This window comes from Pseudomonas sp. LFM046 (assembly GCF_000949385.2).
Taxonomy (GTDB): domain Bacteria; phylum Pseudomonadota; class Gammaproteobacteria; order Pseudomonadales; family Pseudomonadaceae; genus Metapseudomonas.
The window spans coordinates 2,705,564-2,721,598 of record NZ_JYKO02000001.1 but is presented as its reverse complement, the minus strand read 5'-3'; the positions used below and the strand labels follow the sequence as shown (position 1 = coordinate 2,721,598).

The 16,035-nt window shown below is 59.6% G+C and carries 12 protein-coding genes and 1 pseudogene; 10 read left to right on the top strand and 3 right to left on the bottom strand.

Annotation, left to right across the window (positions count from 1 at the left end):
• The first annotated feature begins 8 nt into the window (after nucleotides 1–8).
• A complete protein-coding gene (locus TQ98_RS12555) occupies nucleotides 9–1,439 on the top strand; it encodes an aldehyde dehydrogenase family protein (protein ID WP_044872490.1) in 1,431 nt (476 codons plus the stop codon).
• 44 nt (nucleotides 1,440–1,483) lie between these two features.
• Nucleotides 1,484–3,046 (top strand): bifunctional 3-(3-hydroxy-phenyl)propionate/3-hydroxycinnamic acid hydroxylase, encoded by a 1,563-nt coding sequence (locus TQ98_RS12550; protein WP_044872489.1) that lies wholly within the window; start codon nucleotides 1,484–1,486, stop codon nucleotides 3,044–3,046.
• Nucleotides 3,047–3,203: 157 nt separating this feature from the next.
• Here TQ98_RS12550 and TQ98_RS12545 read toward each other — a convergent pair whose 3' ends face one another.
• Nucleotides 3,204–3,890: an FCD domain-containing protein gene (locus TQ98_RS12545; RefSeq protein WP_044872488.1), complete on the bottom strand. Its 687-nt coding sequence runs from the start codon at nucleotides 3,888–3,890 to the stop codon at nucleotides 3,204–3,206.
• Nucleotides 3,891–3,970: 80 nt separating this feature from the next.
• Nucleotides 3,971–5,911, bottom strand: coding sequence for a methyl-accepting chemotaxis protein (locus tag TQ98_RS12540; RefSeq protein WP_242443106.1), 1,941 nt, complete (start codon nucleotides 5,909–5,911; stop codon nucleotides 3,971–3,973).
• A 170-nt stretch (nucleotides 5,912–6,081) separates the two neighbouring features.
• Between TQ98_RS12540 and TQ98_RS12535 the strand changes: the two genes are divergently transcribed.
• The 6 genes and pseudogenes from TQ98_RS12535 to TQ98_RS28310 all read left to right on the top strand — a co-directional run.
• Nucleotides 6,082–6,489, top strand: coding sequence for a heme-binding protein (locus TQ98_RS12535; protein ID WP_044872487.1), 408 nt, complete (start codon nucleotides 6,082–6,084; stop codon nucleotides 6,487–6,489).
• Nucleotides 6,490–6,596: 107 nt separating this feature from the next.
• Nucleotides 6,597–8,249: a DUF1302 domain-containing protein gene (locus TQ98_RS12530; RefSeq protein ID WP_103102951.1), complete on the top strand. Its 1,653-nt coding sequence runs from the start codon at nucleotides 6,597–6,599 to the stop codon at nucleotides 8,247–8,249.
• Between the two features lie 24 nt (nucleotides 8,250–8,273).
• Nucleotides 8,274–9,626 (top strand): DUF1329 domain-containing protein, encoded by a 1,353-nt coding sequence (locus TQ98_RS12525; RefSeq protein ID WP_044872486.1) that lies wholly within the window; start codon nucleotides 8,274–8,276, stop codon nucleotides 9,624–9,626.
• Nucleotides 9,627–9,690: 64 nt separating this feature from the next.
• Nucleotides 9,691–10,809 carry a YCF48-related protein gene (locus TQ98_RS12520; RefSeq protein ID WP_044872485.1) on the top strand — a complete coding sequence of 373 codons (1,119 nt, stop codon included), beginning with the start codon at nucleotides 9,691–9,693 and terminating at the stop codon, nucleotides 10,807–10,809.
• Entirely contained in the window at nucleotides 10,799–13,222 is a 2,424-nt protein-coding gene (locus tag TQ98_RS12515) for an MMPL family transporter (protein WP_044872484.1), read from the top strand. Before TQ98_RS12520 ends, TQ98_RS12515 begins: the two co-directional genes overlap by 11 nt.
• Before the next feature lie 125 nt (nucleotides 13,223–13,347).
• Nucleotides 13,348–13,452: pseudogene (locus TQ98_RS28310) on the top strand (DNA repair protein RadC); the annotation flags it as partial.
• Between the two features lie 4 nt (nucleotides 13,453–13,456).
• Here the strand turns inward: TQ98_RS28310 and TQ98_RS12505 are convergent.
• Nucleotides 13,457–14,368 (bottom strand): AraC family transcriptional regulator, encoded by a 912-nt coding sequence (locus TQ98_RS12505; RefSeq protein WP_044872483.1) that lies wholly within the window; start codon nucleotides 14,366–14,368, stop codon nucleotides 13,457–13,459.
• 250 nt (nucleotides 14,369–14,618) lie between these two features.
• On the opposite strand from TQ98_RS12505, the gene TQ98_RS12500 reads away from it, so the two are divergent.
• The gene (locus TQ98_RS12500) at nucleotides 14,619–15,677 is read left to right on the top strand and encodes an NAD(P)-dependent alcohol dehydrogenase (RefSeq protein ID WP_044872482.1); all 1,059 of its coding nucleotides are present in this window, start codon (nucleotides 14,619–14,621) and stop codon (nucleotides 15,675–15,677) included.
• Nucleotides 15,678–15,687: 10 nt separating this feature from the next.
• Nucleotides 15,688–15,981 carry a Dabb family protein gene (locus TQ98_RS12495; RefSeq protein WP_044872481.1) on the top strand — a complete coding sequence of 98 codons (294 nt, stop codon included), beginning with the start codon at nucleotides 15,688–15,690 and terminating at the stop codon, nucleotides 15,979–15,981.
• Nucleotides 15,982–16,035: the final 54 nt, after the last annotated feature.

Genomic DNA, 16,035 nt, shown 5'->3' with positions numbered 1-16,035 from the left:
ATTTGGCTATGCACAAGAACTACATCGAAGGAGTCTGGTGCGAGGGGCCTGGCGTTCGCGAGAACCGGAACCCTTCAGACCTCTCCAATCTGGTCGGACTCTACGCACAAGCGGATTCGCAGCAGACACAGCAGGCCATCCAGGCTGCTGCGTATGCTCAACCGCTCTGGGCGGCGTACGGTCCGCAACGACGCGCCGAAGCGCTTGATCAGATAGGCACAGAAATTCTGGTCCGCCGGGAGGAACTCGGGCGATTACTGGCGAGCGAAGAAGGAAAGGTGCTGCCTGAGGCTGTCGCGGAAGTCAGCCGCGCAGGCCACATCTTCAAGTTCTTCGCTGGCGAAGCCCTGAGAATGACCGGCGAACACCTGGACTCGGTCCGGCCCGGCATTGAAGTCGACATCCTACGCCAACCGGTTGGCGTGGTAGGTATCATCACACCTTGGAACTTCCCCATCGCGATTCCGGCCTGGAAGATCGCCCCTGCCCTGGCCTACGGAAACAGCGTGGTGTTCAAGCCGGCGGACCTGGTTCCGGGCAGCGCCTGGGCACTTGCCGAGATCATCAGTCGGGCCGGCCTGCCGGCCGGTACCTTCAATCTCGTGATGGGGCGCGGCAGTGTCGTTGGGCAGGCATTGGCTGAATCTGCTGACGTGCGAGCAATCAGCTTCACAGGGTCCACTTCCACTGGTCGCCAGCTGATGCACGTCGCCGGCAACCGGTTGGCTCGCCTGCAGTTGGAGATGGGAGGCAAGAATCCACTGGTGGTACTGGATGACGCTGACCTTGATCAGGCCGTGGAGTGTGCGGTGCAAGGTGCCTACTTTTCGACCGGACAGCGTTGCACGGCCTCGTCCCGTTTCGTCGTGGAGAAAGGCATCTATCAGCGCTTCATCGAGGCCGTTGAGGTTCGCCTGGACGAACTCCGGGTTGGCCATGCGCTGCACGATGACACCCACATCGGTCCGGTTGCGGAAGCCGCACAGCTCCGTCAGAACCTCGACTATGTGGACATCGGCCGGGCTGAGGGCGCTCGACTCGTTTATGGAGGGCAACCGTTGAGCCGACAGACGGAGGGCTACTACATGAGTCCCGCACTCTTCGTCGACGCGGACGCGAACATGCGTATTGCGCAGGAGGAAATCTTCGGTCCGGTCGCCTGCGTCATTCCTGCCGACAACTACGAACACGCCCTGGACATCGCCAACGGCACACAATTTGGGCTGTCCGCCGGAATTTGTACGCGCTCGCTGAAACACGCCACGCACTTCAAGCGATATGTGCAGAGCGGCATGGTGATGGTGAACACACCGACGGCGGGCGTGGACTACCACGTGCCTTTCGGCGGCACCAAAGCCTCCAGCTACGGCCCGCGAGAGCAGGGCCATCAGGCCATGGAGTTCTTCACAACAGTGAAGACCGCATACACCCAAGCCTGAGCACAGCGCTCGGCCTCAACGACAACAACAAGATGGTAACCACTATGAATTACGACCTGATCATCGTGGGCATGGGCCCCGTCGGCGCAACTACTGCCAACCTCGCCGGCCAGTGGGGCCTGAAAACCCTCGTGCTGGACAAAAGTGACACCATTTACCAAAACCCCAGGGCGATGGGGCTCGACCAAGAGGTCATGCGGACGTTCGACAACATTGGCTTGGCCGATGCCATCGAATCCCACGTCATGCCCTACCGCGCCTCGCACTACATCAATGGCCAGGGCCAACTGATCAAGCGCATCGATGCCGCCAAGGCACCGTTCACTCTGGGCTGGGCACCGAACTACGTCTTCTCTCAGCCGCCGCTCGAACGCGCGTTGCGCGAGAACATCCAGTTCTTCAGCAACGTGGATGTCTGGCTGGGGACTGAAGTACAGGAAGTTTCGGAAGAGAACGGCGTTTGCACGGTTCGGATCGTCCGCAAAGACGGTACCACCCAGGACCTCACTAGCGCCTATGTGCTGGCCTGTGACGGCGGCACCAGCCCGATTCGAACTCGCCTGCAGCTTCAAATGGAGGATCTGGAGTTCGATGAACCCTGGCTGGTAGTGGACGTGCTACTCAAAGACGGAGCCGGAGCCGCCCTTCCCGAAACCAACGTTCAGTACTGCGATACCGAGCGTCCCTGCACCTTCGTTGTGGGACCAGGGCGACATCGCCGCTGGGAGTTCATGATCAATCCTGGTGAACTGCCGTCCGACATCGTTCGCACCGACTCCATACAGCAGCTCATCTCGCGCTGGCTACCAGCTGAGGATTACGACATCTGGCGCGCCTCGACCTACCGGTTCCACGCGTTGATTCTCGAACGCTGGCGCGTTGGCAATTTACTGTTCATGGGCGACGCTGCCCACATGACGCCACCCTTCCTGGCTCAAGGCATGTGTCAGGGCATTCGCGATGCGATGAACCTGATCTGGAAGCTCGCCCTGGTTCGCCGCGGCCAGGCGTCGCCGAGGTTGCTCGACTCGTATCAAGAAGAGCGCATTCCGCATGTGCGGCGCACCACCGAGGTCGCCAAGGAGTTCGGCCAAACCATTTGTGAGCGCAATGCACAGAGGGCCCTCTTACGCGATGAACGCCTCCTGGCGGAGATGCGCGCCAATCCGGGTGGCACCATTCGTCAGGCCCTGATTCCGGGTCTTACTAGCGGATTTATCGATCACCAGGCACCCGCTGGTGAGCTCTTCCCGCAACCCAGGGTCATCAACTGCTTCGGTGAGGAAAACCTCCTGGATCGCTTCACAGGGCAGCAATTCCGCCTGGTCGTTGCCGAGTCGTTCGAGCAGACGGAAGAACTGATCTCGCTCACTGAGCAGATCCTGAAGAAGCGAGGTCTTTCCATGGCGCTGGTTCGCCTCACCAGCGACGATCCGCAGGAAGTAAACCAGTACCGTGAACTCGACGATGTCCTGGGGAGCTGGATGACGCAGAAAAACTGCAAGGTCCTGTTGGTTCGCCCTGACCACTATGTGTTCGGAGGCGCCCAATCCCTGAGAGAGGCAATTGCAATGCTGGATCGTTGCCTGAGCAGACTGGAAGGTTGAGCGTTGCGCAGCCCCAATGAGGTTTCGGGGCTGCGCGTTTTATTCAAGGGTTGCTCGCCACAGCAATCCTGACGCGTTCACTCACAAGGAGAGCGCGTCCACTCCTAAGTGTTTCATTCCGTAGAAGTCCTATGCACCCTATCCGGGTGCATAGGCGTTATTGCAAGGTTGAATGCTGGTCAAGCAGTACATCAGATACGCGTGCAAGCGTATGGTTGATGTGAGCCTGGAGCATTGCAACAGCTTTTGCCGAGTCCCGAGCCAGCACGGCTTCCATCAGACGTTTGTGCTCGTCTCCCTTTCTCCGCTCCACCTTGCGACGAAGGGCGCAGAAGCGGCGATAACGCTCCGCTCGATCGAACAGCGAATCAATGATTCCCAGCATAAGGGGCGACGGGCATGCCGACATCAGTGCAAAGTGGAACGCCTTGTGGCGGGCCGACCAATCGTCGTCCAGTGCAACACCAATACTGCCAAGCTTCTTCTCGACCACCCCCAGACGGTGGAAGGCGCCCAATACATCGGCCTCCCACGCATCATCACCACAGCGGATCGAGTCTGCGAGGGCCTCTCCCTCCAGCAGGCAGCGCAGTCGAGTTATCTGCTCGAAATCGTCAACCGACAAGCCCGCCACGCGAAAGCCCTTGTTCTCGCTGGCATCCACAATTCCCTCTTGCGCCAAACGATTGAGCGCCTCGCGAATTGGGGAGCTGCTGAGGCCATAGGCCTTGGAAAGCTCTGCAACCTTGAGTTTTTCACCAGGCGCAATCTCGCAGCAGATGATTGAACGCTTCATCTGCTGCAGCGCCACCTCGATCAGGGGGCTACTTTGTGTGGTTTGCATAAGATGACAAGTCCATAAAAGTTGCACGACAAGCAATTTTATGCACAAAGATAGAATTGTGCAATTTCAAGCGCCGCGCTTTACGAAAGGGTGAAGTGCTTCAGAACCACCCTCAGTTGCTCCGCCAGCTGGGCAAGCTCCCGCGACGCCCGCAGGAGCCGGTCTCCTCGCTCCTTGCCTTGCTCGGCAGCCTCGCGAACACGGACCATGCTCTGGCTGACATCGCCCGACATACGGCTTTGAATTTCGGTCTCGGCAGCGACTTGCAGGTTCATCGCATGAATATTCGCAACGTCTTCACTGACTCGCGCAAGTGCCGCGCTTGCTCTGGATGAATGCTCTCGGGCACAGGCCGAATCTTGCTGCGCACGGGCTACTCTTCGTAGTCCCTCCTTGCTCTCCCGCTGCAATGCTTCAATCATGCCGGCAATCTCGCCTGCCGAGTCCTGGGTCCGATTAGCAAGGTTCCGTACCTCGTCCGCTACTACCGAGAAGCCTCGCCCCATCTCCCCCGCCCTTGCCGCTTCGATTGCAGCATTCAGCGCGAGCAGGTTCGTCTGCTCAGCCAGCCCCCGAATGACCTCCAGAACGCGACCAATACGTTCGCTTTGCACATCCAACACAGCCATGCCATGGCTGACTTCCTGAATCTGTTCATCCAAGAGATCGACCTGCCGCAGTACGGCTGCCGCACTCTCACTTCCCTCGACTGCCTCCCGACGGGCCGAACTGGCCGATCCCGAAGCTTGCTCTGTCCGGACTGCAACCTCTCCCAGTGATTCGCTCATCCTGAGCATTGCCACCACCACGAGGTCGGTCTCATGTGATTGCGCCACCGCGCCCGACGCCAAGTCCTCAGTCACCAGCGCCAAAGAGCCCGCCGCCCCCTCCAGTTGAGCGCTACCCAGTTCGATTCGGCTGACAATGGTGTGCAGGCTATCTTTCATCCGCTCCATCGCCTCCAGGACGCGTCCCAACTCGTCCGTACGCCCTACATGGATCGGTCGATTTAATTGTCCGCCAGCGATCTGGTTCACAACTTCTGCGGTATAGCGAAGGGGGTGGATGATCTGCCGCCTGATCAGCAGTGCTGCCCCCGCCCCCAGCAACAGGGTCAAGGCGGCCATCGCCACGAGCGAGATGTAGACGTCTCGATTAAGTACTCTCTGGCGGTCATTCACGGATTGCCGGGCACGGGTGGCCATATCCATCATCTCCCCCGCGATCCGATCCATTTCCAACTCAGCCTCGTGGCTTATCAGCGTGCTGGACCGATACTCTTCGAAGGCCGAGCGATAGGTTTCAAGTGAGCGCGAGGCGCTCTCAAGCACCTCGCGTTGTCGATCCGCGGCGCCTGCCGCCAAAGCCTGGGTGGATGAACGCATATCGCTCATGAGCAAAACCCATTGGTCATAGCGACCTTGGTCGGAGTTGCGGTCGTATTCCCATTCGGCGTTGCGCAACACCATCAATTTGCGCATCAGCGACGTCGCTCCGTCCAGCAACATCAATGAAGCGCGTCCTTCCGGACCGTCAACCATGGCCGACTCGATCAGATCCTGCTCGACGCCCTCAAATCCGATGCGCGCCGAATCTGCCTCACGAGCCATGACCGCCTTCGTTCGGGCGACCTGGTCATGGGCATCTGCCAGACGCTCGAACTGATTGAGATACCGCTCGCAAGACTGGATCAGGGGTTCCATCACCTCGCCCAATGCGGTGAGTTGCGCCGGAATTCCGTTGACGATTCGATGCACCTCTTCACGAGCCGTCGCCACGCCATCCAGCCTGTAGCTTTTTTCCAAGCTGCGCGCACCGAGAATTCCGGCATGCACGTCGGCGATGACCTGCAGGTGTGATTCGCCGTTGAACACCGCTTGCAGGCTGGCCACAGCCACCACAGCCAAAAAGGCAGAGAGCCCGCCAAGCAGGCTAAAGCCCATGGCCAGAAGTTTCCCGATGGAAAGGCGCGCCAGCGCCTCGGACACGAATTTCATCTTGTTGTTATTCCCGTAATCCATGGCTTCCCCATCGCCCGACCTCGACTGATCGAATGGCCCCCTGCGAGGGACGTCGGGGCAGCATTATTTTTCTTGACTTTGAGTCTGCAGGGATCCTATTTTTGTGCACAAAGCGTGTCTTGGTGCAAATAAATATGTTTGCGCACAAAAATAAAATCAGGAGACAGCCCATGCAGCACCGCCCAGTACTCGATGCAAATGACATCGACCAGATGCTTACTGCCGCGACCAAAGAGGCCCAGGAGAACGGCTGGGGGGTTTCAATAGCCGTCGTAGACGAAGGTGGACACCTTCTCGCCTTTCGCCGCCTCCCGGGGGCCACACCGTCTTCTGCACAAATCGCAATCGACAAGGCGCGTAGTGCCGCACTCACCCGCCGCCCGACCCGTTTCTTCGCCGACATGCTGGCCGCCGGCGAGCTCGGAACCAGTTCCCTGAGGGATGTGATTCCCATGGGTGGCGGCCTACCGGTGTTGCAGGGCAGTTATGCCCTGGGAGGCATTGCCGCAAGCGGCGTGAAATCCGAATTCGACGTGCTGATAGCCACTGCCGGGCTAGCCGCGCTGAACCTGGAATAGATCCCTAGATCCCGATCCGAGGAGAGAACCGCACTTCACCCCGAACTCATCCGCATCTACGGATGGAGCCACTTGCAACAAAAACAAAAAATGCAAAAGAGGTATCCATGAACAAGCAGCAACGTCGTCCGGTTTCGCCGGCGGTACCAGCTTTCGCACTGAATGCCATCGGCGCCGCAATCGCACTGATGTCCGCCCACTCCCTGGCCTTTCAGTTCGACACTGGTATCGACGGCCTTTCTACCAGCTGGGACAACACCGTTAAGTACAGCAACGCCTTTCGCCTGCACGGCCGAGAAGCCAGCGTTTCTGCTGGACCGGGCAGTACTGTGGCCAATCCCAACATGGATGATGGGGACCGCAACTTCAGCACTGGCCTCATCTCGAACCGCTTCGACTTGCTTTCCGAACTGGACGTCAAGTACGGCGATGTCGGCGCGCGCCTGAGCGGTGCCGCCTGGTACGACACGGTCTACAACGAGAACAACGACAACAATTCCCCAGGTAGTGCGAACGCGGTCAGCGTGCCTCATGATCACTTCACAGACGGCACCGAGAAGCTGCACGGACGCAAGGCGGAACTGCTCGATGCTTTCGTCTACGGCGCAACCGACGTCGGTTCCACGCGCCTGTCCGGTCGCTTGGGCCAGTTCACCCAGATCTACGGGGAAAGTCTGTTCTTCGGCGCCAACGGCATAGCCAATGCTCAATCGACGGTAGACTTGGTGAAACTGCAGTCGGTACCCGGTTCGCAGTTCAAGGAAATCCTGCTGCCTACCGAACAGCTTTCCGGCAACTGGCAGCTGACCGATACTGTCAGTGTCGGCGCCTACTACCAGTTCGAGTGGAACAAGACGCGCCTGCCCGCTTCGGGCAGCTATTTCAGCGGCGGCGATTTCGTTGGCGATGGCGCCGAAAGCTTCTTCTTCCCGACCGGTCGACTGCTCCGCGACCATAGCATCCGCGCCCGCGATTCTGGTCAGTTCGGTGCCCAGCTGAAGTTCAGCTTGGAGGACTGGGAGTTCGGCCTCTATGCAGCGCGCTATCACGAGAAGACCCCCATCTTCTACCTCCGTCCGGCGGCCCTGGTGCCCGGCGCGGACGACACCTATGTCAGCGTCTATCCGGAAGATGTGAAGGTCTATGGCGCGAGCTTCAGCACCCTGGTCGGTGAGGCCAACGTTGCCGGCGAGGTGTCGATGCGCGTGGACACGCCGCTGGCGCCCACCGGCGGCGTGGTCATCACCGGCATGGATGCTGACAACAACAACAATCCCGCCTACCCGATCGGTGACTCGCTGCACGCCAACCTGTCGATGATCAACATCTATGGTGGCTCGGCGCTTTGGGATGGCGCGAGCCTCGTCGGTGAGCTGGCCGTCAACCGCCGGCTGAAGGTGAAGGAGAACGGCGACCAACTCGATCCCAATACCACGCGCGACGCCTATTCGCTGCGCTTTACCTTCGAGCCGCAGTACTTCCAAGTCTTCCCGGGAGTGGACATGCAGGTGCCGATCACCGTGGGCTACAACCCGCATGGCCGTTCTTCAGTTACCCCGCAAGCCTTCGGCCCCGAGCATGGCGGTGACTTCACCATCGGCCTGAAGGCCGACTACCAGAAGGCCTGGTACGCCTCCCTCAGCTACACCAACTTCTTTGGCGAGGGCGGCTCGACCATCGACAACACCAATGCATTCACCTTCAAGCAGACGCTCAAGGATCGCGATTTCATCGCGTTCTCGATCCAGCGCACCTTCTGATCAGTCATGCCTAGGAGAACAAGTATGAAAAAGCATGCCCTGTTTCTGTCCGCGACCCTCACAGCTGCCCTCCTGGCCAACCATGCCACTGCCGCAGCCACCCCAGAAGAAGCCAACGCGCTGAAAGGCAACCTGACGCCAATGGGCGCAGAGAAGGCCGGCAACAGCGACGGCACCATTCCTGCCTGGACCGGCGGACTCACCGGAGAGGTTTCCGGCGCACGTTTTGGTGACGTCCCGGTAGACCCCTTCCCAGGCGAAAAGCCGCTGTTCCGAATCGATGCCAAGAACGCCGCTCAGTATGGCGACAAGCTCAACGAGGGCACCAAGGCATTGCTGGCGAAGTACCCGGACAGCTTCTTTCTCGATGTCTATCCGTCGCATCGCACTGCTGCCGCCCCCCAATCGGTGTACGACAACACCTTCGCAAATGCCACGCGCTGCAAGCTGACCCAGGGTGGCCTGTCCGTTGAAGGCTGCTATGGCGGTATCCCTTTCCCAATCCCGAAGGATGGCAGCGAGGCGATTTGGAACTTCCTCCTGCGCGTCGAAGCGCCATCCATCGAGATGGGCTACGTCAACATGATTGGTAATGCGGACGGCTCCCGCACCATGGCCAGCCGTGGCATCGAAAACTGGCAGTACCCCTACTACTACAAGGATGGTGGGCTCGATAAATGGTCGGGCCAGTACGTCTTGCTGCGCTTCCTCACCAATGAACCACCGTTCAAGGCCGGTGAATCCCTCGTGACTCATGACAGCGTGGATCCGGGGACGCCCCGTGAGGCCTGGCAATACCTGGTGGGCCAGCGTCGCGTGCGCCGCGCCCCCACCGTGGGCTATGACACGCCGGACTTCGTGGCCTCGGGGGCCAACTACTTCGATGAAGTGCACGGCTTCATCGGCCACCCGGACCGTTACCAGTGGAAGCTGATTGGCAAGAAGGAGATGTATATCCCCTACAACACCAACAAGTTCCACGCCGAGAAGCGCGACGACGTCTACACCAAGAACACGCTGGCGTCCGACAAGATGCGCTGGGAACTGCACCGGGTCTGGGAGGTTGAGGCCACCGTCGCGCCCGGCAAGCGTCACGCGGTTCCGAAACGCCGCTTCTACATTGACGAGGACAGCTGGACCATTGCGCTGGCCGACGGCTATGACGCACAGGGCAAGCTGTGGCGCGTATCCCAGGTCCTCCCGTTCGTTGTACCCGCCATCCCCGCAGTGGTGGTGAAACCGGTAGTCATCTACAACCTGCAGGCCAACACCTACAGCATGGTTCAGGGACTTAACGGTGAGAGCTACAAGGTAGTGCCGACCAAGTCGGAGAAATTCTTCACCGGCAACGCGGTGGCATCCGGTTCCGTGCGTTGAATGCCCAGGCGGGCTGGCTTTTCAGGGCCGCCCGCCCCTTGCTGACTCTCCGAGGTTCATTGAAATGTATATCTCCCAACGCGGGCCCCGGATCGGGCGCCTGGCGGTAGCGGCCGCGCTCGTTGTAGCCATGGGCGCGATCGGCGTGGCTGCAGCGGACAATGCTCCCCCGCAGCGCAACCTCTTCGAGCAGCCTGCTCTGCAGAGCAACCTGGCGGGCCGCTCCCTGATGCTCAGTGTGACCCAAGCGGGTGAGAGGCTGGTCGCTGTCGGTGAGCGCGGCTTCATCCTGATCTCAGAGGACCACGGTAACAGCTGGCAACAGGTGGAGTCGCCGGTTAGCGTCACGCTTACGCGTGTACGATTCGCGTCCCCCGCGGACGGTTGGGCCGTTGGGCACGCCGGCGTAGTCCTGCACAGCAGTGACGGTGGCCGCACCTGGAAACGGCAGTTGGACGGCGTGGCGGCGGCGCAGCTAGCGCTCGCGGCTGCACAGGCCGAGACGGGCGAAGATGCTGAGGATCGACTCGCCGAAGCACAGCGTCTCGTGGACGACGGGCCCGACAAGCCGTTCCTCAACCTGCACTTCTTCGACGCGCAGCGCGGCCTCGTGGTTGGCGCTTACGGCTTGGCCTTCGCTACCGATGACGGTGGCAAGAGCTGGAAGTCCATCAGTGCCCGCCTGGACAACCCATCGGCCCTGCACCTCTACGACGTTCTTGAACTCGAGAACGCGCTGTTCATCTGCGGCGAGCAAGGCCTGATGCTTCGCTCCACCGACGGCGGTGCGAGTTTCCAGGCACTGGAGACTCCCGCGAGTGGAACCCTGTTCGGCATGGTCGCGGCTGGCTCGAACGGCCTAATTGCCTTCGGTCTTCGCGGTAAGGCTTACCGCACCGATGACCTGGGGGCGACCTGGCGACCATTGCCCAGCCACCAATCGGCCACGCTCACTGCTGGTACCCGGCTGAGCAGTGGCGAACTGATCCTCGCTGACGAGACCGGCAGCCTTCAGCTGTCCCGCGATGACGGCAGGTCCTTCCAGGTGCTGCCCATCCCAGAGTCCGGCTTCCTCTCCGGCATAAGCGAGCTGCCCGATGGCCAACTGGCTGTCTCCAGCACCCATGGCGTTATCCGCATTGCCAATCAAGACCTGAATCGGAGCACCGGCCGTGAACAGTAAAGTGACCCATCACCAGCCGGACGTCGAAAGCTCCCTGCTACCGTTCGACCGGCAGTCCGGCAGCCTGGTCGAACGCCTCCTCTTCAACCATCGTGGTTTGGTCGTGGCGGTCTGCCTGCTGCTCAGTTGCCTGTTTGCCTACCAGGCAACCAACCTGCGCCTGAGTGCGGCGTTTGAGAAGATGATCCCGGTGGATCACCCCTACATCCAGAACTACTTCCAGTACCGCGCCCAGCTCGGTGAAGGCGGCAATACCCTGCGTATTGCGCTCAAGGTAAACGAGGGCACCATCTACACCGCGGAGTACCTGGAAACCCTCAAGAAGCTCAACGACGAGTTGTTCCTGCTGGGCGGCGTCGATCGCCCTTACATGAAGTCGTTGTGGACCCCAGCTACGCGCTGGATCGGGGTCACCGAAGACGGCTTCGACGGTGGTCCGGTGATTCCCGACGATTACGACGGTTCTCCGGCAAGCCTTGAGCAGGTGCGCCAGAACGTCGAGCGCTCCGGTGAGATTGGGCGTCTGGTGGCGGCGAACATGCGCTCCAGTGTGATCCTCCTGCCCCTGCAGGATGCCAGCACCAATGGCGCAGCCCCCATCGACTACCACCAGTTGTCCAGCCAACTGGAATCGCTGCGCCAGAAGTACGAAAGCGACAATGTGAAGATCTCCATCACCGGCTTCGCCAAGGTGGTGGGCGACTTGATGGATGGCCTGCGACTGATGCAGGTGTTTTTTGCCGGGACCCTGGTGATTTGCGCCCTGGTGCTGTTCTGGTACACCCGTTGCGTACGGAGCACCCTGCTGGTTCTGAGCTGCTCCCTGGTGGCGGTGGTCTGGTTGCTTGGCTTGCTTCCCACCCTGGGCTATGACCTGGACCCCTACTCGATCCTCGTCCCCTTCCTTGTGTTCGCCATCGGCCTCAGCCACGGCGCGCAGAAGATGAACGGGATCATGCAGGACATCGGGCGTGGTGCGGACAAGCTAATAGCCGCACGCTTCACCTTCCGCCGCCTATTCCTCACCGGCGCCATGGCCTTGCTAGCGGATGCGGTGGGCTTCGCCGTGCTGATGATCATCAACATCCCGGTGATTCAGGACCTCGCGGTCACCGCAACCCTGGGCGTCATGGTCCTCGTCCTGACCAACCTAGTGTTGCTGCCCGTGCTGCTGTCCTACACCGGGGTCAACAAGACCGCCGCCCGGCGCGAAGCCGAAGCAGAGCGCCTGGCTCTGAACGATCCGGAGCACAGCCGGCATCCGCTCTGGGCTTTCCTCGACCGTTTCACTCAGCTGAAGTGGGCAACTATTGCCCTCGCAATCGCTGGCGTTCTGGGTCTGGTCGGCTTCCTGATCAGCCTGCAGGTCAAAGTCGGGGACCTCAATCCGGGAGCCCCCGAGCTGCGAGCCGACTCCCGCTACAACCTCGACAATGGCTTCATGATCAGCAACTACGCGGCCAGCAGTGACAAGTACGTGGTCATGGTCAAGACCCCACAGTACTACTGTGCCAACTACGACACCCTGGTCACTGTCGACGCCCTGGAGGCACGGCTGCAACAACTGCCCGGCGTGGTGTCCACCACTTCCCTGGCGGCGCTGAGCAAGCAGGCGGCGGCAGGCATGAACGAAGGTAGCCTGACCTGGTACGAGATCCCACGTAACCAGGGATTGCTCAACGCCATCATCACCCGTGCGCCCCGGGAGCTGTTCAACCAGAACTGCGACTTGCTGACCGTCAACGTGTTCCTTGCCGACCACAAAGCAGACACCCTCAACCGCGTGGTCGCCACCGTGGAACAGTTCGCAGCTGAGCACAATACGGAGACGCTTCAATTCATGTCCGCCGCCGGCAATGCCGGGATTGAGGCAGCGACCAATATCGTGGTGAAGAAAGCCAACCTGCAGATGCTGCTGATGGTCTACGCGGCGGTGATCGCCCTGTGTTTTGTCACCTTCCGGTCGTGGCGCGCCGTGGTCTGCACCGTGCTGCCGCTGATGCTGACCTCGGTGCTTTGCGAGGCGCTCATGGTCGGTCTGGATATTGGACTGAAGGTTGCGACGCTGCCGGTGATCGCCCTAGGTGTGGGCATCGGCGTGGACTACTCGCTGTATATCCTCAGTATCACCCTAGCCAACCTACGCCAGGGCATGGCCCTGTCCCAAGCCTACTACTTGGCGCTGCTCTCCACCGGCAAGGTGGTGATCCTCACCGGCGTCACCTTGGGCATTGCTGTGGCTACCTGGGCGCTCTCTCCGATCAAGTTCCAAGCAGACATGGGCATCCTGCTGGCCTTCATGTTCATTTGGAACATGCTTGGCGCCCTTATCCTCACCCCGGCCCTGGCCAGGTTCCTGTTGTTTCCACGGAGCCAGGCTGAACAGAGCGGTTGCACGCGCTCCGCAACTTAGTCAAAAGCACTCGCTGGAGACTTTGGCCGCCCAATGGGCGGCTTTTTTTTGTGTGCCCGTCAGGACGCATTCACTCGGAGGTGCGAGTCCCCTGCTGGTGCGTGACCCAGGGGGGCTAAACATTGGCGTTGGCAGATCAGATCCTGGAAGCCTTGGGGGCACACTTGGTCATCACCCAGAAGATGCAGCGTGGTGCCAAATTCACTTCGCAGTCGGCGGTCAAGGAATATCGAATTAGCTCTTATCCGGCATCTCTTGAAGCGTTTTCGCATCCCGCAGCGGAGGATTGCCAAAGAGCCGTTTGTACTCGCGCGTGAATTGCGAGACGCTTTCGTAGCCAACCCGATGAGCGACTTCCCCCGCATTGACCCGCTGAGTCCACAGCATTTGACGGGCTTCTTGCAGCCGGATTTGCTTGATGTACTGAAGCGGACTCATGCCGCAGACCGCACGAAAATGTAGCCTGAATGTTGATGGGCTCATGTTGGCCTGGGAGGCCAAGAAATCTATCTCAATGGGTTTTTGAAAGTTTTGCTTCACCCAGGAGACCGCACGTGCAATCTGCTGCGTGGGGGAGCCTGCGGCAATGATTTGGCGAAGCTTCGATCCGTGTTCGCTGACCAGCAGCCGTGCACAAATTTCCCGCTGAATCAGCGGCGCAAGCTGAGACCTTAGCGCTTGCGGCTCCTCCAAGGATAAGACCAAGCGGCAAATGGCGTCGTGCAGACCTGCGCCGATCCGAAAGCTGGACAAGGCTCGGCGAGACTCCTCTTTTCTGCCTGCCGGAAATTCCATTTCAGCGGAGATCTGTGCAATCAGTTTTGGATCGAGCGTCAGCAATAATCCCAAGTAGGGGGTTGCCGCGCTGGCCTCGCAGATTCGAGAGACGACCGGCACATCAATGGTGGTCAACAGTGACTCGCCAGCTCCATATTCGATGGTCTCGTCGCCTAGGATGAGCCGCTTTCTGCCCTGCACAGCGACCGTCACGCCAAGTCCATAAATGCAAGGCATGGGTTCGCTGACCTTACTACGGCGGTAGAAGGTCAACTCGGGAATCGCGGTAGCAAAATCCCCATCGTGATGAACAAATCGTGCTACGAGGCGCGCCAACACATCTTTTTCTGCGTAAGTGGCAGGGTGCATAAAAGTCACTGATGCACATGGCTTCCGGGGTGTTTGCGGACATTGCCAACTATAGCCTTCATAGGTGTGGCAGGGGCATTTGTGACGAAGGATCGTTGAAATAGGCAAGAAGTACGTCGGAACTGGCAACTATCCACCACGGCTCGGTTGGAAAATTTGAACGTCATCAACGGCACCACTATTCGACGTTCAATGCGGCAGCTTGTGTCCTGTTCTTCAAAGCCGCTTTCCCTAGACAAAGGAGTCTAATATGCCGACCCCGGTTCACGGCTACGCCGCCCACTCCTCCGATGCTGACCTGGTTCCATGGTCGTTCAAGCGCCGCGATTTGCGTCCAGATGATGTGGAATTGGACATTCTGTTCTGCGGCGTCTGTCATTCCGACATCCATCACGTTCGCAACGATTGGGGCGGTGAAACCTACCCGATCGTTCCCGGCCACGAAATCGTCGGCACCGTGACCCGTATCGGCCCGGAGGTGACCCGCTACAAGGTTGGCGATACCGTGGGTGTGGGCTGCTTGGTCGATTCTTGTCGTCACTGTTCATCGTGTGAGCACGATCTGGAGCAGTATTGCGAGCACGGAAGCACGCTGACCTACGCCGGTAAGGATCGTCACGATGGATCGCCGACTTATGGTGGCTACTCGAACAAGATTGTCGTCAGCGATAGATTTGTGTTGCGCATTCCGGATGGCCTTGATCTCGCCGGTGCTGCCCCGCTGCTCTGCGCTGGCATCACGACCTATTCGCCACTGCGGCGTTGGGGCGCAGGCCCCGGCAAAAAGGTCGCCGTTGTTGGCCTTGGCGGCCTGGGTCACATGGCCTTGAAACTCGCCAAGGCGATGGGCGCTGATGTCACGCTATTCAGCCGCTCCCCGGGCAAAGAAGAAGACGCGCGCCGGCTGGGTGCAGACCACATTGTCATCTCCAGTAGCGATGAGCAGATGAAAGCCGCAGCAAGTGCATTCGATCTGATTATCGACACCGTTCCCTACGCCCACGATCTGAATCCGTACATTGCAACGCTAGCTGCGCAAGGCTCGATCGTACTTGTCGGCTATCTCGGTCCGCTGGAGGACGCACTCAACACTGCTCCCATGGTGTTCCGTGGTCGTTCTCTCGGAACCTCTTTGATCGGCGGTTTGGCGGAGACTCAGGAGATGCTCGATTTCTGCGGGCGTTCTGGGATCACCTCGGACATCGAGTTGATCGACATGAAGGACATCAACAATGCATACGCCCGGATGCTCAAGGGCGATGTGAAGTACCGCTTCGTGATCGACATTTCCACGCTCGGAAATAACTGAGGAAACCGCAGTGATTCGGCATATCTTCATTGGCCCGGTCTTTCCGGGCTGTACTGACGAGCGACTGTCCAACGTCGTCGATGTCTTGCGCACGCTGCCCAGTATCGTACCGGGGATACGCAAGCTATCAGTGGAGAAAACCGTTGCCTGGTGTGAGAGCAAGGCGATTGTGCTGATCGCCGAATTCGATTCGCGGGCCGACTGGGAACGCTACATGCACGAACCGGGACATTTGGCATTAGGCGAGAAGATCAAGGACGCCATCGATCTTCCCAGGATGGTCGTTGTTCAAACGGGTGCCTAGATGTTTCCGCTCCCTGTTCATGAGTCATTCCAAACAGGAGGTTCGGTATGTCAA